The 16,716-nt window shown below is 68.9% G+C and carries 13 protein-coding genes; 8 read left to right on the plus strand and 5 right to left on the minus strand.

Features of this window, described 5'->3' with window-relative positions; all coding sequences use genetic code 11:
- Window positions 1-241: 241 nt before the first annotated feature.
- The 4 genes from SH922_RS25885 (at window position 242) to SH922_RS25900 (ending at window position 6,172) form a co-directional block, all read left to right on the plus strand.
- Window positions 242-1,660: an ATP-binding protein gene (locus SH922_RS25885; protein ID WP_393060238.1), complete on the plus strand. Its 1,419-nt coding sequence runs from the start codon at window positions 242-244 to the stop codon at window positions 1,658-1,660.
- A gap of 1,145 nt (window positions 1,661-2,805) precedes the next feature.
- Window positions 2,806-4,380, plus strand: a complete 1,575-nt coding sequence (locus SH922_RS25890) for a CDP-glycerol glycerophosphotransferase family protein (protein ID WP_393060239.1) — start codon at window positions 2,806-2,808, stop codon at window positions 4,378-4,380.
- 5 nt (window positions 4,381-4,385) lie between these two features.
- Window positions 4,386-5,102, plus strand: coding sequence for a 2-C-methyl-D-erythritol 4-phosphate cytidylyltransferase (locus SH922_RS25895; protein WP_393060240.1), 717 nt, complete (start codon window positions 4,386-4,388; stop codon window positions 5,100-5,102).
- On the plus strand, window positions 5,099-6,172 hold the full coding sequence (locus SH922_RS25900; RefSeq protein ID WP_393060241.1) for an NAD-dependent epimerase/dehydratase family protein: 1,074 nt from the start codon (window positions 5,099-5,101) through the stop codon (window positions 6,170-6,172). The genes SH922_RS25895 and SH922_RS25900 overlap by 4 nt, the downstream gene beginning before the upstream one ends.
- Before the next feature lie 134 nt (window positions 6,173-6,306).
- On the opposite strand, the gene SH922_RS25905 is transcribed toward SH922_RS25900, so the two are convergent.
- Both SH922_RS25905 and SH922_RS25910 read right to left on the minus strand, forming a co-directional pair.
- Window positions 6,307-7,116: an acyltransferase gene (locus SH922_RS25905; protein ID WP_393060242.1), complete on the minus strand. Its 810-nt coding sequence runs from the start codon at window positions 7,114-7,116 to the stop codon at window positions 6,307-6,309.
- A gap of 676 nt (window positions 7,117-7,792) precedes the next feature.
- Window positions 7,793-8,317, minus strand: a complete 525-nt coding sequence (locus SH922_RS25910) for a MarR family winged helix-turn-helix transcriptional regulator (RefSeq protein WP_393063693.1) — start codon at window positions 8,315-8,317, stop codon at window positions 7,793-7,795.
- A 51-nt stretch (window positions 8,318-8,368) separates the two neighbouring features.
- Between SH922_RS25910 and SH922_RS25915 the strand changes: the two genes are divergently transcribed.
- Window positions 8,369-9,259 carry a DMT family transporter gene (locus tag SH922_RS25915; RefSeq protein WP_393060243.1) on the plus strand — a complete coding sequence of 297 codons (891 nt, stop codon included), beginning with the start codon at window positions 8,369-8,371 and terminating at the stop codon, window positions 9,257-9,259.
- Here SH922_RS25915 and SH922_RS25920 read toward each other — a convergent pair.
- The 3 genes from SH922_RS25920 to SH922_RS25930 all read right to left on the minus strand — a co-directional run bounded on the left by SH922_RS25920 (window position 9,246) and on the right by SH922_RS25930 (window position 14,520).
- Window positions 9,246-11,843: a discoidin domain-containing protein gene (locus SH922_RS25920; protein ID WP_393060244.1), complete on the minus strand. Its 2,598-nt coding sequence runs from the start codon at window positions 11,841-11,843 to the stop codon at window positions 9,246-9,248. The two genes, SH922_RS25915 and SH922_RS25920, sit on opposite strands and share 14 nt — an antisense overlap.
- A 95-nt stretch (window positions 11,844-11,938) precedes the next feature.
- Complete coding sequence (locus SH922_RS25925; RefSeq protein ID WP_393060245.1) at window positions 11,939-13,042, minus strand: pyridoxal-phosphate dependent enzyme; 1,104 nt, start codon at window positions 13,040-13,042, stop codon at window positions 11,939-11,941.
- Between the two features lie 80 nt (window positions 13,043-13,122).
- Entirely contained in the window at window positions 13,123-14,520 is a 1,398-nt protein-coding gene (locus SH922_RS25930) for a glycoside hydrolase family 18 protein (protein WP_393060246.1), read from the minus strand.
- 276 nt (window positions 14,521-14,796) lie between these two features.
- On the opposite strand from SH922_RS25930, the gene SH922_RS25935 reads away from it, so the two are divergent.
- From SH922_RS25935 to SH922_RS25945, 3 genes are all read left to right on the plus strand, one after another.
- The gene (locus SH922_RS25935; protein WP_350989064.1) at window positions 14,797-15,549 is read left to right on the plus strand and encodes a GntR family transcriptional regulator; all 753 of its coding nucleotides are present in this window, start codon (window positions 14,797-14,799) and stop codon (window positions 15,547-15,549) included.
- A 313-nt stretch (window positions 15,550-15,862) separates the two neighbouring features.
- Window positions 15,863-16,045, plus strand: coding sequence for an SPOR domain-containing protein (locus tag SH922_RS25940; RefSeq protein ID WP_393060247.1), 183 nt, complete (start codon window positions 15,863-15,865; stop codon window positions 16,043-16,045).
- Window positions 16,046-16,156: 111 nt separating this feature from the next.
- On the plus strand, window positions 16,157-16,561 hold the full coding sequence (locus tag SH922_RS25945) for a (deoxy)nucleoside triphosphate pyrophosphohydrolase (protein WP_362551141.1): 405 nt from the start codon (window positions 16,157-16,159) through the stop codon (window positions 16,559-16,561).
- The last annotated feature ends 155 nt before the right edge of the window (window positions 16,562-16,716 follow it).

The raw sequence follows: 16,716 nt of genomic DNA on the forward strand, positions 1-16,716 counted from the left end.
TCTCGCAAACATGCAGGTCAGAGAAGGTCCGGCTCTTCGGGGTCGGGCCCTCTGCGTTTTCCCGTGCTGGGGTGGGACAAGTGCAGAGCCCAGGCGGCAGTACGGGCACGGGCGAACGACGCTCCCGACGGACGCCCTGCGGTACATATGAGAAGAGACCGTGACCAAGGGCCGACAAGCAGTGAACTAACCCACATGTTACTAACATTATTGTTAGTGTCACGCGTGGAGGTCGATAGACGTGGTGGACTTCGTAGGTCGTCGGCAGGAGCTGGCGATGCTGGAGCGAGAGCTGCAGAAGGTGGCGGCAGGGGTCGGCGGGGAGCGGCCCGGTCGGTGCGTGATGTTGCGTGGGCGCCGCCGGGTGGGCAAGTCGCGATTGGTCGAGCGGTTTGCGGAGCGCTCCGGAGCTCCGTTCTTGTTCTACGCGGCGACCGGTGCGTCCCCCAGGGATGATCTGGCACGGTTGGCCCGGGACGCCCAGGCATCGACGCTGCCGTTGGCGGGGCTGGTGGCCGCCGCACGGCCGGAGAGCTGGGACGCCGCGTTCGATGTGCTGGCTGCGGCGCTGCCCGCCGACCGGGCGAGTGTGCTGGTCATCGACGAGGCGCCGTACCTGATGGACGCCGATGGCGCCTTTGAGGGGATGCTCCAACGGGCCTGGGACCGGGTCCTGGAGACGAAGCCAGTGCTGCTGGTCCTCATCGGTTCCGATCTGTCGATGATGGAGGTTCTGAACAGCTATGGCCGCCCCTTCCATCAGCGCGGCCGGGAGATGGTGCTGGAACCGCTGAACCCCGCCGAGGTGGGGCGGATGCTCGGGCTGGATCCGGCGGAAGCCTTCGACGCCGCGCTTGTCACCGGCGGGCTGCCGCTGATCTGCGCGGAGTGGCCGCAGGGTGCCGGGCTGTGGGACTTCCTCGGTGAGGCGCTGAGTGACCCGGTCTCGGCCCTGCTGGTGTCGGCCGAACGTTCTCTGGCTGCCGAATTTCCCCCACAGGCTCAGGCGCGTACGGTGCTGGCGGCTATCGGCAGTGGTGAGCGGACCTTCACCAACATCGCTCGTGCAGCCGGCGGTATCGGGGCCACGCCGCTGCAACGAGCGCTGGAGCTGCTCACGGACAAGCGGATCGTCGCTGCGGAGCTGCCTGTATCACTGCGTCCGTCGAAGGACCGCCGCTACCGGGTGTCAGATCCCTACCTACGGTTTTGGCTGCACTTGCTCGGCCCGGCCATGGAGGAGATCGAGCGCGGTCGGGGCGATCTGACCTTGGCACGCATCCGGGAGAGCTGGACCAGCTGGCGCGGCCGGGCGGTTGAGCCACTCATCCGTGAGGCGCTCGCCCGGATACTGCCGGACGATCAGCTCCCCGCAGCCCCCGCAGTGGGCGGCTACTGGACCCGCACCAACGACGTCGAGATCGACATCATTGGTGCGGACCGCGCCCCCATTGCCAAGGAACTGCTCTTCCTCGGCTCCATCAAGTGGCTGGAACAGTCGCCCTTCGACCGGCACGACCTGGCAGCTCTCCAACGACACCGGGCCGCACTCACAGACGAACCCGTTCCAGTCGTGGCGGTCTCGCGCAGCGGCGTCGAATCGCCGGGCCTCGATGCAACCTACGGTCCCGGTGATTTGCTGAGCGCTTGGCAGCTGTGAGTGGCGGTTCGCAGGCGAGGTGCGGGAGTTCGTGAGCGCGACGGGCCGCAGATGTTGCGAGAAGCCCCCGGCTCTTGGCTCCGCTCAAGAACGACCGCAAGATGCTCCCTTGGATCAACGAGCTGATCGAGGAGATCGTGATTCTGGCCGCTCGCTACCACTGCTGAGTGCTGCACTGTCGCAAGCGCTACGCGGCATGGGGATCGACGCTGGTGAGGTCTCAAGGTATCGAGGCCGCCTCGCTGCCGGTGCCCGAGGGCGCTACGGACGGGTCCAGCCGGTCAGCTTCAACGTGTGAACTCCACCACGTTGTTGATGTGGTGGAGTTCACGCCCGAACGTGCGTAGTCCATCGCCGATCGTGGCCTGCGCTTGAGAGGGGTACGTCGCCCGTCGGGATGCCGTGTCAGGCATCGGCCGATGCCGTCCCCGGGGCCAGGGCAAGAGGCCCGCGACGTGCGTTTGAACTGGTACGACATGGCTTGCCGAAGGGCCCGAGGTCGCCCTCATCGGCGTCGACCGGGAGGCGGCGGACGGGCGGGCGCACTTCCTCGGCTCTGCCGAATACCGCCATGGGCGGCTCGCCCCCTGATGGACTTCATAGAGGGCACTGGATGAATACGCACTGCGAAGAGTATTCGCGTCGCTACGGTGCGAATACATGGACGGCCTCGTCCGGGCGGGGGTAACTGTTGTGCGCAGTAGAGTAATGGGGGTTTATCAGGGTTTATAGCCGCAACCAGGCCGTCTGCATCGCATCAGTTGGTCTTCTCTGCGGAGTCCGGCCCGTCGAGTGGCGAAGGGTGGCGGCGGCAGAGGCGAGAAGGCTGCGGGGAAGGCCAGGATGGGCGCGTTCGGCCGCGGTTGTGGGGCTGTGGCCGCCGTCTCGTTTTTGAGGTGGCGAGACTCGGTAAGCTATGCTCCGGCAACCGTCTCATCTGACGCCGGCAGGCTCCGTAGCCGTCGCGCATGCCTCCGTAGAAGGCACGACGGTTCACGAACGGAAGGACGATGATGGCGCGTTGCTCAATAGCGGCGATTTCCTGGGAGCGTGTGCACCTCACGCTCGATGTGACGGTCTCGGACTTCACTGGAGATCCTAGTGCTCTCCGGTTCCTGATTGTTGACAACGAGCGCGAATTCCCGGTGAACGCTCGGCAGATCGACGCCGAACAGCACCGCCTGGAGATCAACGTCACCAACTTCGAGAACCGACGCCAGGTGCCCAACGGCACGTGGCGGATCGTTCCGGTGATCGGTGATGAGCGACTGCCCGCCGCCGGCTTCGACCTCACGGCGACGGACGAGCTCGACGACTGTTCCCGCACCTTCCTCTACGACCGCAACCGCTCCGTCTACGTCATCGCGTTCGGGATATCGGATGACTTGGACAGCCCCGACTTCCTTATGCGGACGTACCAGTTGTTCCGTAGCGCGGGACCGGGAAAGAAGCCGGCGAAGAAGAAGCCGCTCGGCAAGCGAATAGGGCTGAAGATATTTCCGCGGGCCCGACGCCGCAAGATCGCTCAGCGCTTCTACTGGACCGCGCGCCGCCTGAACCCGCCGCGTGGCAACCGGATCCTGTTCGCCTCCGAAATGCGCACCGGCCTCGGCGGCAACCTGGCCCGCGTTCACGACCGGATGATCGAGCGGGGCCTCGACAAGAAGTACGAGTTCAGCCACTCGTTCCGAATACCGGCCACGGCGAACAAGTGGAGCACGCTCCGCCTCATCTACCGGCTGGCGACGTCGGACACCGTGCTGATGGACGACTACTTCGGTCTTCTCGGGAATCTGAGCATTTCGCCCGAGACCAAGATCATCCAGCTCTGGCACGCCGGAAGCGGTTTCAAGGCCGTCGGCTACAGCCGGTTCGGTAAGTACGGTTCGCCGAAGCTGTCCAACGCCCACCGCAAGTACACCTACGTCATCACCGGGTCCGAGCACCTGGTGCCGGTGTACGCCGAGGCGTTCGGCATCGAGGAGTCGGCGGTCGTGCCGACCGGACTGCCGCGCATCGACACGTTCCTCAACGAGGAGCACTCCCAGAAGGTCAAGGACGACTTCGCCGCCTCCTACCCGCAGCTCCGGGGCAAGAAGATCGTGCTGTTCGCGCCGACCTTCCGCGGGAAGAGCATCGGGGACGCGCACTACGACTACGACCGCATCGACTGGGAGAAGCTCTACGAGGTCTGCGGCGACAAGTACGTCGTGCTCTTCCGGATGCACCACTTCATCACGGAGGCCCCGCCGATCCCCGACGAGTACTCGGACCGGCTGGTGAACTTCGCGTCGTACCCCGACACCAACGACCTGCTGCACGTGACCGACGTGCTCGTCACGGACTACTCGTCGGTCATCTACGAGTACACGCTGCTCGACAAGCCGATCCTGTTCTTCGCGTACGACAAGGACACGTATTCGGTGATCCGCGGATTCCACCGGGACTACGACTCCGTCGCCCCCGGCACGATCTGCGTGACCTTCGACGACTTGCTCAAGGCCTTGCAGGACGAGGACTTCGACCTGTCGAAGGTCGAGGAGTTCCGGCGCGAGAACTTCGACTACGTCGACACCAACTCGGCGGACCGCGTGATCGACTGGCTGGTTGTCGGCGATCACGGTGGCAGGGATACGGGCGGCCAGCACCGCTGGCTCGACCCCGTACCGGACGACACGACGGTGGCTGACCAGCCGCTCAGCGACCAGTCGGAGGAATAGACACAATGAACGTTGCTTTGCTTTTTGCCGGCGGTATCGGTTCCAGGATGAACTCCCGCGCCCTCCCGAAGCAGTTTCTGGAGGTCAACGGCAAGCCGATCATCATCCACACCCTCGAGCACTTCGAGTCGCACCCCGAGATAGACAGCATCGCCATCGCGATACTCGCCGAGTACCGCGAGTACATGGAGAAGCTGCTGAAGCGGTACGAGATCCAGAAGGTCAAGTGGATCATCGATGGCGGCAAGACCGGTCAGGAGTCGCGGCACAAGGCCCTCTCGACGGTCGCCGCGGAGTGCCCCGACGACACCGTCGTGCTGATCCACGACGGCGTGCGGCCGCTGATCGACGCGAAGTTGATCAGCGCCAACATCGAGACGGTCCGGGAGCACGGCTCGGCCATCACCTGCACCAAGTTCAACGAGACCGTGGTGTCGAGTGAGCACGACCACATCGACGACGTGATCCCGCGTGACCACATCTACGCCGCGCAGGCCCCGCAGAGCTTCCGGCTCGGCGAGATCCTCTCGCTGTACGACCGGGCGGTCGCGGAGGACGAGCACGACACCATCGACTCGTGCTCCCTCATGCACAAGTACGGTCGCAAGATCTATCGCGTGGTCGGCCCCCGCTCGAACATCAAGATCACGACGGCCGAGGACTTCTACCTCTGCCGGACGTTCTTCGAGATCCTTGAGAACCAGCAGATCGTGGGTACGTGATTCCATTGACCACCGTCTCCAGCCCGGTCGTGGCGCACGACCTCGACGAGATCCTTGACCGCGACCTGCCGTGGAGTGAGCTTTCCGGCCGCACCGTGCTGGTCACCGGCGCGAGCGGCATGCTGCCGTCGTACGTCGTCTACACCCTTCTCGCACTGAACGACCGGCACGGCGCGGGCATCACCGTGCACGGCCTGGTGCGGAACGAGGAGAAGGCCAGGCGGCTGCTCGCGGACGTGCTCGACCGCCCGGACTTCAACCTCGTCGTCCAGGACGTGTCGGCTCCGCTGGAGCTGCCCGGTCCCGTCGACTACGTGATCCACGGGGCGAGCGCCGCGCGGCCCGCCCTGCACGGCAGCCAGCCGGTCATGACGATCAAGGCGAACCTGCTGGGCACGTTCAACCTGCTCGACCTCTGCGTGGAGAAGGCCAGCAGCGGATTCCTGCTGATGTCCTCGGCGGAGGTCTACGGTGCCCAGGCCCCGGAGACCGAGCTCATCGACGAGCAGAGCTACGGCGGCTTCGACATTCTCAACCCGCGGGCCTGCTACGCCGAGGGAAAGCGCGCGGCGGAGACGATCTGCGCGACCTACCAGGCGCAGTACGGCATCGACAGCCATGTCGTCAGGTTCGGTCACGTCTACGGGCCGGGAATGGCGCTCGACGACGGCCGGGTGCAGGCCGACTTCGCGGCGAACGTGGTGGCCGGCAAGGACATCGTGCTCAACAGCGACGGTTCCGGCGTGCGGACGTACACCTACGTGGCCGACGCCATCGCGGGGCTGTTCTACACGCTGCTCCGCGGTGACCAGGTGGCGTACAACGTCGCGGACCCGGCCGGCCTGGTGTCGATCCGGCGACTGGCGGAGCTCTTCACCGAGGTGCGCCCGGAGCGTGGGCAGCAGCTCCGCTTCACCAACGAGTCCGACGCGCGCTCCTACAGCCTGACCAAGAAGCAGGGCCTGGACAGCGCGCGGCTCGCGGCACTCGGCTGGAAGCCGGTGGTCGATCTGCCGACCGGGCTGAACCGCATGGTGACCCATCTGGAGTCGAGCGCCCCGGGCCTCTAGCGAATCCCCGCCGGCACACCACCGGCGCGGATCTGCGGAAAACGCCAGGACGCACAAATTGCCTCGGGCCCGGACGAAAGTCCGGGCCCGAGGCAATTTGGCACAATGTCACTGAACTGCCGAAAGAGGGCGCTTCAGGAAGATCGCATTTTCCTGGCCAGCCGTCGCACCGGAGCCGGAAGATAACGGGCCAGCCGCCGCTGCTTCGCCTTGGGCAGCGTCCGCACCACCATTTTCTCCGAAACGCTGTCGTCATCGGTGAGATTCCAGTACTGCGTGGACTTCTCACCCTTGCGCGGATACAGCTCGTTCGGGCGGCGGGGGACGACCTCGGGGCGCTCCCAGGCGATGTTCCGCCGCACTACTCGCGCCGGTGATCCCACGGCGGTGCAGTTGTTGGGAATGGACTTCGTGACGACGCTGCGGAAGCCGATCACCGAGCCGTTGCCGATGGTGACGCCGCCCATGACGACCGCGTGCTTCGCGATCCAGACGTGCTCGCCCACGACGATCGACTGCGACGGGTTCACGCGCTTCTCGGTACGCACGTCGAAGATCGGGTGGGTGTCGTCGCCGCGCACCTCGATGTTCTTGGCGAACATCACGTCGGCGCCGATGGTCACCGAGACACCTTCGACCGCGGAGATGAAGGTGCGGCCGGCGCAGCCCACGTTCTCGCCGATCCGGATCCGGGACTCGTGCCCACAGCGCAGTTCGAAGCGGAGGCCTGCGCGCTTCTTCGTGGTCTGCTCGATGTCTATCTGACCGTTGTCTCCCGAGAAGGTGACGAGTAGGTCCTGGATATCCGCTTTGGGGCTGATGACGAGTCTGTTGTTCGACCCCTTGAATCGGATATCGATCTTCTCTGCACGGATCTCTCCGTCGTAGACGATCTCGTTTCCCTGATCGTCCTTGTAACGCTCGAGTTTGCGCACTTGCAGCATTTTGATCTGAGGGATGCCCTCGACCGGTTCAGGGTCGGACCTGCCCCTCGTACCTCCATTCCGGCTCGGGATCTCGGGTCAAGTTATCAGATGACCCAGATACTTAATCTTGGCGTGACCGGACCAAACGTGGCCGCCACCTCGGTGGTGACAGCACCTGCCGGATCGCGAGCTGCCGTGCTGAGCGGTTCACATTCTGCGTACTTCGGGGCGTATCTAGCTAAATTGCTGTCGCCCGCGTGGGGGTACCTCTTCGAGGCCTGCGCCTTGGCCGTCGGTGTCGGGCTCGGCGGCCGGCGTTGACCGATCCGTGGGCGGCGGTGCCGTGCTGGGTGCCGAGCGAGGCGGCGAACAGGTCATGTCCACGCCCTCCTGGCGTTCGCGGCGGGTGTTCTGTATTGCAATCGGCTTTTCCTTTTCGGATACGGCACCGGTGTCGTATCCGGGGCGTTGTTGTACATCAAGAGCGATTTCGATCTCGGTCCCTTCGGGCAGGGCCTGCCGGTATCGTCGGCGCGCCGCTCATCGGCGCCTTGCCCGGAGCGGTGAGTGCCCGGCGGATGGCGGACCGGCCGGTCCGCAGGGAGACGCCGGCGGCCGAGGGGCGGGTATTCATCGGCGGACAGTGATTCCGGTGTTCGCCCCGGCTGTGATGTGCTCCTGGTCGGCCGCATCGTCAGCCGCCCTGCGGCGGCTCCACCCGCTCCAACCACGCTGTCAGCAGCGGCTCCAGGGCTGCCGCCTCGTCCCCGGTCAGGGTGTCGAGGAGGCGGCGCTCGTTGCGCATGTGCTCGGTGAAGGCCCGGTCGATCAGATCGAGGCCGGCGGGGGTGAGGGCGACCACGCGGGCGCGGCCGTCGCCTGCTGCCCGGCGGCGGGTGACCAGGCCGGAGCGTTCCAGGCGGTCGATGCGCTTCGTCATCGCGCCGGTGGTGACCATGGTGTGCGTGGCCAGTTCGCCGGGGGCCCGCTCGTGCGGCTCCCCGGCCCGGCGCAGCGCCGCCAGTACGTCGAACTCGCCCTCGCTCAGGCCGAATCGCCGGTACACCACGCAGAGCTCCTCCGTGAGCAGTCCGGCCAGCCGGTGCAGGCGGCCGATCACGCCCTGGGGGCGCACATCGAGATCCGGGCGCTCGCGGGCCCACTCGGCCTGGATGCGGGCCACGTGGTCCAAGGGCTGTGGGGCGGCGGAATCCGGCATGGCTTCATTCACCGCTTCATCATAGCTTCCCGGGAAGGTATATTAACTTCCATGGAAGCTACTTTGCGATGGGTACTGATCACGGCGATCGCCCCGGTGGCCTGGGGCACGAACTACTACGTCACCCACGCCTACCTGCCCGCCGAGACCCCCCTTTACGGCGCCGCCATCAGGGCCCTGCCCGCAGGGCTGCTCCTGCTGGCCGTCCGGCGCGAACTGCCCCGCGGCTCCTGGTGGTGGAAGGCTGTGATCCTCGGCGTCCTGAACATGGGCGGCTTCTTCGCCCTCGTGTACGTCGCCGCGCAACTGCTCCCGACCAGCACCGCCTCGACGATCATGGCCGCCTCGCCGGTGACCATGATGCTGATCGCCTGGGCGCTCGTCGCCGAGCGGCCGGGACTGCTGCCCCTGCTGGGCGCCGCGGCCGGTATCGGCGGGGTGTGCCTCATGCTGCTGACCGGGACCGTCACGGCCGACGTCCGAGGGGTGCTCGCCTCGGTCGCAGCCCTGCTGATGTCGTCCCTCGGCTACATCCTGACCAAGCGCTGGGGTCCCGGGACCGACGTCCTGGCCTCGACCTCCTGGCAGCTGATCGCCGGCGGCCTTCTGCTGCTGCCCCTCGCCGCAGCCGTGGAAGGGGCGCCGCCCGCACTCGACGGAGCGGCCGTCCTCGGTTTCGGATACGTCACCGTGGTGGCGACCGCCCTCGCCTTCGCCGCCTGGTTCGCGGGCCTGCGCCATCTGCCGGCCGCGACCGTCGGCCTGGTCGGGCTGCTCAACCCGGTGACCGGAGTACTCCTCGGCACCGTGGTCGCCGGGGAGTCGCTCACCCTCCGGCAGATCTGCGGGCTCGTCCTCGTGCTGGGCGGGATTCTGCTCGGCCGGCCGGTGGCGCGCCGGCGGCCGGCCGAGGTCCGCCGCACGCGTCCTAAGGCTGCGTGACCCTCAGCTCCCGTACGCCCGTGGGCTCGGCCGCATCCGCCGAAACGACCGACACCCGCACCTCGCGGGCCACCGCTCCCGCCCGGTAGGGCTGCCAGGTCCTGCCGTCGGCCGAGGTTTCCAGGCGGTGTGAGACGGGGGCCTCGTCCGTCCACTCGGGCGCGAATCCCGTCACCGGGGCCGCCCGCCCCAGGTCCACCGTCAGCGAGCCCGTCTCCCCGTCCGGGGACCAGGCGGTCGCCGTACTGCCGTCGACCGCCGCGGCCGCGTACAGGCCGGGGGTCTCGGACGTCGCCGTCGCCGGGCGGCAGCGGGCCGCGTCGGTGGTCGGCGTCAGGTCCGGGCGGCGGGTGGGGAGGGTGAGGGCCGTTGACAGGGAGCGGGGGCCGGACGGGGTGTGGAGCGTGAAGGGGGCGCCCGACGTCAGCCGGACCTCCGTGGTCCGGGGGCCGATCGCGATGTCGTACGTACGCCCCCGATAGCGCAGCCCCGTCAGCTTCACGCCGTCGCGCAGCTGCGGCGGCAGCATGGGATCCAGCCGCACTCCGTCCTCCCGCAGGCGCAGACCCGTCAGCCCGTGCGTGAATACCTGGAGGAAGCCGCCCTTGCCCGTGAGGAAGTCCTCGGCCGGGAAACCGGAGAGTGGGTCCTGTGCGCCGGCCTTCGCGCCGCGCGCCTCACTGAACAGGGCATACGGGCCGCGCATGAACGGCCGCACCGCGCGCTGGAGATACGTGTACGTGGCGCAGCCGGGCTCCCCGATCGCTGCCGCGTCGATCGCGTGGACCGAGTCCGTCATCGCCGGGCCGTCCGGATCGGTGTGCGCCGCGTAGTAGTCGAGCGTCGAGGCGGCCGCACCCGGCTCCATTGGCCACTCCAGGGGATAGATCAGCAGGACCGTGTCGGCCTGCTTGATCGTCGAGCCGTCGTATCCCGCGTACTGGAGGTAGAGCTTGCGGTCCGGGTCGTACGGGATGCGCAGACCGTCCGCGATCCCGGTCCACTCGGCGGGGGCCGGATGCCCGAGGAGCTGGGCCGCGCGCGTGGCGTTGCGCAGGGCGGTGGCCGCGACGGCGTTGGTGAACACCCCGTCCGTGACGCCGTTGCTGTACTCGTCCGGGCCCGCCACCTCCTTCACCGAGTAGCTGCCGTCGTCGTTCGCGGTGGCGCGCGAGGCCCAGAAGTCGGCGATGCCCTGGAGCATCTGCCAGCCGTGGCCGGCCAGCCAGTCGCGGTCGCCGGTGGCCAGGTAGTACTGCCAGACGGCCAGCGAGACATCGCCCTGGAGGTGGTTCTGGGTCACGCAGTGCGGCGGGTTCCAGCTCTGGCACTCGGACCAGAGGTTGCCCCTGCTCGCGCTCGTCCACGGGTAGAACAGCCCCTTGAAACCGAGCTTCTCGGCGTTGGTGCGCGCCTGGTCCCGGGTCCGGTAGCGGTACTCGACCACCGAACGGGCCAGTTCGGGCCGGGTGGCGAGCAGCCCCGGGTACATCCAGGTCTCCGCGTCCCAGAACACCATGCCGGCGTAGTTGTCGCTGGTCAGCCCGGCCGGGGCGATGCTGTCGCGGGAGCCGGTGCGAGTGGAGGCGAGGAGCCCGTACTGGGCGGAGCGCAGCCACTTCTGCAGATCGGGGCTGCCCGGCACGGACACGTCGGCGGACCAGTCGCGGCGCCAGACGGCGGCGTTCTCGGCAAGGACGGCGGACCAGCCGCGCCGTGCCGCGCCGCGGGACGCCTCGCGGGCGGTGGTGCGCGGGGCGCGCGAGGTGAGCGAGGTGTCCACACCGACGTACTTCTCGAATGTGTACGTGCGCCCGGCGCTCACCCGGGACGCGTGCCCGTTCGCGCCCGCCGGGCGCATGGTCTGGACGATCGCGCCCGCAGTCCCCGTGCCCCGGGTGCGGAACGTCCCGTCGTCCTCCAGCGCGATCCGGCGTGCGCCGCGCGGGTCGAGGCGGCCGGTCACCGTCGCGGTGCCGGTCCAGTGCGGGGTCATCCGCAGCCGCACGGCACCGGTGTGCACGTCGGACCGGTCGGCCAGCACCTCGTACGTCAGGTCGGTCGCGCGGCCGTCGGATGTGGTCCAGCGCAGCGACGTCACCACGAGTCCGCAGCGCAGGAACACCGTCTGGCGGTACCGGGAGATCCGGCCGGCCGGGGTGGCGGAGCCGTACGTCTCCTCGCCCACGCGCACATCGAGGTTCGTCCAGCTCGGCAGCGCGGCGGCCACCTCGCGGCCGGCCGCCAGGTCCTCCTCGCGGCCGTAGAGGCCGGAGACGAACGCCCCGTCGTAGCGCGGGGTGAACAGCGGCCAGCCCGTCTTCTCGTCGCGTTCGGCGTATCCGGCACCGGCCGCCGGCACGCGGTGCCCCAGGTAGCCGTTGCCGACGTAGGGGTCGTAGCCGGCGGCCTCGCCGAAGTTGGTGGACGTCGGGGCCCAGGCGGGATCCGTGTCCCGGCCGCAGGCCACGGCTGCCGGGGCGGAGGGCGACGGCGGGCCGGCGGCGGACGCGACGGGCGGCAGCGGTGCGATCAGGGCGCACGCGACGAGGGACGTGAGAAGAGAGGTACGCGAGAGGCTCACGGTACGAACGTAGGGAAGGGGGCGTGGTGCGGTGGTGCACGGCGCGCGGGGTGAACGGCTGACGCGGGGAGTGCGCGGGGCCGGCGCGCGGACGCTCAGGCGGCGAGCCCCGTCTTGAGGCCCGCGCCGCACAGCGGTACGACGACGCTGCGGTCCGTCCAGCCGCCGACCGCCGCCCAGCAGGCCACGCCCGTCGTCTCCACGTAGAAGCCGCGGGCGGCCAGATCCCGCTGCGCGGTGCGGATCTGATCCTCGGTCACCGTCAGGAAGGTGCCGCCCGACTCCCGCACCGCGGCCAGGATCGCCCGGGCGCGCGGTGGGCGCGGGATGGCGATGCCCTCGGCGAGGGTGGGGGAGGCGGTGGTGCCGGCCGGGGTGTCGAGGAGGTCGTCCGCCCCCGCGTGGAAGGCCGCGGCCAGCGGGGACACGGCCTCGGCCTGGACGGCGACCAGAGCGGGGCGGGTGTCGATCAGCCCCTGGGCGAGGAGCTCCGCTGAGGCCAGCGCCGCGCCGAGGAGCAGCGTGCCGTTGCCGACGGGTACGGCGATGGCGTCGGGGAGCCGGCCGCCGAGGTCCTCCCAGAGTTCGTACACGTACGTCTTCGTGCCGTGCAGGAAGTACGGGTTGAAGACGTGCGAGGCGTAGAAGGTGCCGGGTGTGTCGGCAGCGGTGCGGGCCGCCCGTGCGGTCGCCTCGCGGTCCCCGGGGACGATCTCCAGCCGGGCGCCGTGGGCCCGGATCTGCTCGGTCTTCTTCGCGGACGTGCCCTCGGGGACGTACACCGTGCAGGGCAGTGCGGCGCGGGCGCAGTACGCGGCGACGGCTGTACCCGCGTTGCCGCTGCTGTCCGCGACGACGCGCTCGGGGGCGAGGCGGCGGGCCAGTTCGGCGAGCATCACCGCGCCGCGGTCCTTGAAGGAGAGCGTCGGCATCAGGAAGTCGAGTTTGGCCGAGACGGTGCCGGTGAGCGGGACGAGCGGGGTGCGGCCCTCGCCGAGGGTGGTCACTGGGGAGGAGAGCGGCAGGACTTCCTCGTAACGCCACAGGGAGTTGACCCGGCCGGGCAGCTCGCCGGGACGCAAGGGGCCCGCGCTCTCGAAGTCGAGGTCCCATGGGCCGCGGCAGACCGGGCAGCACCAGGTGAGTGAGGTGACGTCGGCACGGGTGCCGTCCTGCGGGCAGCGGTAGGTGGTGGCCATGACGGCCAGCATGCCAGCCGCGGGGGCGGGGCGGAGTCCGGGGCGGCCGCGCTTTCGCAGCCGCCCCGGACAGGGAGTACCTAACGCCGGGAGAGTCCGCGGTCGACGGCGGTCATCAGCTCGCCGTCCTCCGTGTCCCCGTCCAGCGACCAGAACATCGCGCCGCCGAGCCGGTGGTCGCGGATGTACGCGGTCTTGGTGCGCAGCACCTGCGGGTCGTCGTACGTCCACAGCGTGGTGCCGTCGAACAGCCAGGCGCTGCCGTCACGGACGTTGCGGTGCACCTCGTACGTACCGGATTCGGCCAGCTTCTTCAGAGCCTTGTAGTCCTCGTAACCGGCCGCCCAGGTGGCGGGGGCGGGCGCGGCGGCAGGCCGGCCGAGGCCGTCGCCGCCTCCCGTCACACCGGTCCAGCCCTGACCGTAGAACGGCATGCCCATCACCAGCTTGCGGGCCGGTGCGCCGCGCTTCAGCCAGTCCCGCACGGTCTGGTCGACGCTGAAGTCGCCCTTCGCGTACAGCGCGGACTGCTGCGCGGTGGTCTTCTCGCCCGAGACGTGGAAGTCGTAGCCCTGGAGGTTGACGAAGTCGAAGTCCCGCATGATGCGCGGTACGTCGAAGCCGGCGTCGATCTTCTCGGGGGACGTGGGCACGAACGCCGAGAGGTCGTAGTGCTTGGGCTTCGACCCGTGGTCGCCGCCCTTGCGCGCCGCGGCGCTGCTCTTGGCGTACGCGTCGAGCTGGGTACGGAACTCGTGGACCAGCGCCGTGAAGTTCCGCTTGTCCTCGGGGCGGTACACCGTGTCGGAGTCACCGGCGGATCCCGGCCATTCCCAGTCGATGTCCACCCCGTCGAAGAGGCCGGCCGCCGCGCCCTCGCCGCCGCGCGTCCCGTCCACCGGCAGATTGCCCTTGATGTACAGGTCGATGCACGAGGAGACGAAGGCCTTGCGCGAGGCGGCGGTGCGGGCCGCGTCCGAGAAGTGGGTGGACCAGCTCCACCCGCCGAGCGAGATCATCACCTTGAGGCCGGGGTGCTTGGCCTTGAGCTCGCGCAGCTGGTTGAAGTTGCCCGCGAGGGCCTGGTCGTCGGTGTCGGCGACGCCGTCCACCGAGCCCGCGGCGTCCAGCGGGCGGACGTAGTCGGCCCAGGCGTCGGCCTCGCCGGGCACATTGCCGGTGAAGCACTTGCCGTCGGCGCCGACGTTGCCGAACGAGTAGTTGATGTGGGTGAGCTTGGCCGCCGTCCCGCTGGTCTCCAGGTCCTTGACCTGGAAGTCGCTTCCGTAGACGCCCCATTGGGTGAAGTAGCCGACGCGCTTGTAGGCGGGCGCGGAGCTGTGGTGGCCGCCCTTCCCGCGGTCCGCGCCGTGCTCCTCGCCGTGGCCCGCGGTGGCGTTGGCGGCGGGGGCGAGGGTGGCGGCCAGCGAGAGGGCGCAGGCGGCAATGGCCAGTCCGGACAGGGTTCTTCGACGCATGAGGCCCGTTCCTGTGCGTGTGCGGAGGCACGTACTGAGAGACAAGTGCTGAGAGATGCGTGACCGTGCCGTGTGGAGAGGAAGTTATTGGTCTGGACCAAATGAGGTCAAGAGGTGGGGAGCAGGAACGGCCGAAGATGCCGTGGCGGGCGGGAGTGGGATATGCGCGCGCCGGCCGCGAATCATCACTTCGAGTGAAACTCTGGCCTGTGCTTGCGGTGTGGAACCGACGGTTGCGACGCTGTTGCAGTCTGTCAACCTCTTGGGGAGTGGCCCGTGACTTTCGGTGAGCAGCCCGCCTATCTGCGCGTTGCGAGCGATCTGAGAGAGAAGATCGCCAATGGTTCGCTGCCGCCGCATACGCGCCTGCCGTCGCAGGCGCGTATCCGCGAGGAGTACGGAGTCTCGGACACCGTCGCGCTGGAGGCGCGCAAGGTGCTGATGGCCGAGGGGCTGGTCGAGGGACGCTCCGGCTCCGGCACCTATGTGCGCGAGCGCCCGGTGCCGCGCCGGATCGCCCGTTCCGGCTTCCGGTCGGAGACCGGGGCCAGTCCGTTCCGGCAGGAGCAGACGGCGGAGGGTGCGCGGGGGACCTGGGAGTCCCGGAGCGAACAGGAGGGGGCGAGCCCGGAGATCGCCGAGCGGCTCGGAATCGAGCCGGGCGACCGCGTGATGCGTACGCGTTACGTGTTCCGGGACGGCGGGGAGCCGATGATGCTCTCCACCTCATGGGAGACCCTCGCGGTCACGGGGCGCACGCCGGTGATGCTGCCGGAGGAGGGCCCGTTGGGCGGCTGCGGGGTGGTCGAGCGGATGGCCGCGATCGACGTCGTCGTGGACAACGTGGCCGAGCAGGTCGGCGCGCGCCCGGGGCTGGCGGAGGAGCTCCTGGCGCTCGGCGGGGTGCCGGGCCATGTGGTGATGGTGATCGAGCGGACGTACTACGCGTCGGGCCGCCCGGTCGAGACCGCCGACGTCGTGGTGCCGGCCGACCGCTACCGGGTCGCCTACCACCTGCCGGTCCGGTGACCGGGTTCGCCCGGACTCCGTAGCCGGGCGGCAGTTGCACATGATGACTTGTCATGTCCCGCCCCTCTCGGTCCCGTTCGGGCCCGGAGGGGTGCGAGGGGGCTGTGAGGCCGCGGGTTGGGGCGCATCCCATTGGATGCGCCCCCAGTGCGTTGGTCCACTCCTGGCCGGATCAGTATCTCTTTGTGCAATTACGCATGCGTTGAGTAAAGGTCAGGCGTAGGCTCGGGCATATGCGTACTGCGGTTTCCTGGGGATCCTTAGAGACGTGCACGCCGTTCAGGGGAGGGGCGCAATGCTCGGGAGGGATGCGATGAGCGACAGCGGTGCCGTGCTCCCCTGGCTGGTGATACGGCAGGACGACAACGGCAACCGCTACCGCGTGGGCAGGTATGCCACGCAGGATGAGGCGCAGCGGACGGCCGACAAGCTTCAGGACCGCGGCCACAAGCAGCTCTACTGGGTGGAGCGCATAGGGCAGACCGCTCGCCCGTAGTGGCCTGCCTCCGGTCGCGCGCCCGTAGTGCGCCGTACCGGTCCCCGGTGCGTCGCGCACGCCCGGCGGCACCGTCCGAGGTGGTCATGACGGGGCATTACGCTCCGCATCATGACTGATCGCGTGGTGGTGGCCGGAGCTGTCTACGACCGGGGGCGGCTACTGGCCGCGCGCCGCAGCGCCCCGCCGGAGCTGGCCGGGCGGTGGGAGTTGCCCGGCGGCAAGGTCGAGCCGGGGGAGAGTGGCGAGCAGGCGCTCGTCCGCGAGCTCCGGGAGGAGCTGGGCATCGAGACGGAGCCGCTGGAGCGCATCCCCGGTGAGTGGCCGCTCAAGCCCGGCTATGTGCTCCATGTGTGGACGGCCCGGCTGGTCTCCGGCGTGCCCGCACCGCTCCAGGACCACGACGAGCTGCGCTGGCTCGGACCGGGCGAGAGCGGGACGGTGGACTGGCTGGAACAGGACCTGCCCGCAGTGGCCGAAGCCGTACGCCGGCAGCCCGGCGGCGCACACCGCTGAGCGGCGCGCCCGGCCTCGGGTCTGCGCGCCCCCCCTCGCTACACGTACAGCCGTTCGTGTGCGCGCCCCTGCGCCCGTACGCCCCACGTGTCGACACCGGCGGTATTTCGTCCTGAATTTCGGGTATGTGGTGTTTAGTCCCCGTACACAAGGCA

It is taken from the genome of Streptomyces sp. LN549 (assembly GCF_043203805.1).
Classification (GTDB): domain Bacteria; phylum Actinomycetota; class Actinomycetes; order Streptomycetales; family Streptomycetaceae; genus Streptomyces.

Coding starts and splice junctions, on each gene's coding strand:
- SH922_RS25895 (WP_393060240.1), top strand. CDS start 4,386: ATGAACGTTGCTTTGCTTTTTGCCGGCGGTATCGGTTCCAGGATGAAC.
- SH922_RS25905 (WP_393060242.1), bottom strand. CDS start 7,116: ATGCTGCAAGTGCGCAAACTCGAGCGTTACAAGGACGATCAGGGAAAC.
- SH922_RS25910 (WP_393063693.1), bottom strand. CDS start 8,317: ATGCCGGATTCCGCCGCCCCACAGCCCTTGGACCACGTGGCCCGCATC.
- SH922_RS25915 (WP_393060243.1), top strand. CDS start 8,369: ATGGAAGCTACTTTGCGATGGGTACTGATCACGGCGATCGCCCCGGTG.
- SH922_RS25925 (WP_393060245.1), bottom strand. CDS start 13,042: ATGGCCACCACCTACCGCTGCCCGCAGGACGGCACCCGTGCCGACGTC.
- SH922_RS25930 (WP_393060246.1), bottom strand. CDS start 14,520: ATGCGTCGAAGAACCCTGTCCGGACTGGCCATTGCCGCCTGCGCCCTC.
- SH922_RS25940 (WP_393060247.1), top strand. CDS start 15,863: ATGAGCGACAGCGGTGCCGTGCTCCCCTGGCTGGTGATACGGCAGGAC.
- SH922_RS25945 (WP_362551141.1), top strand. CDS start 16,157: ATGACTGATCGCGTGGTGGTGGCCGGAGCTGTCTACGACCGGGGGCGG.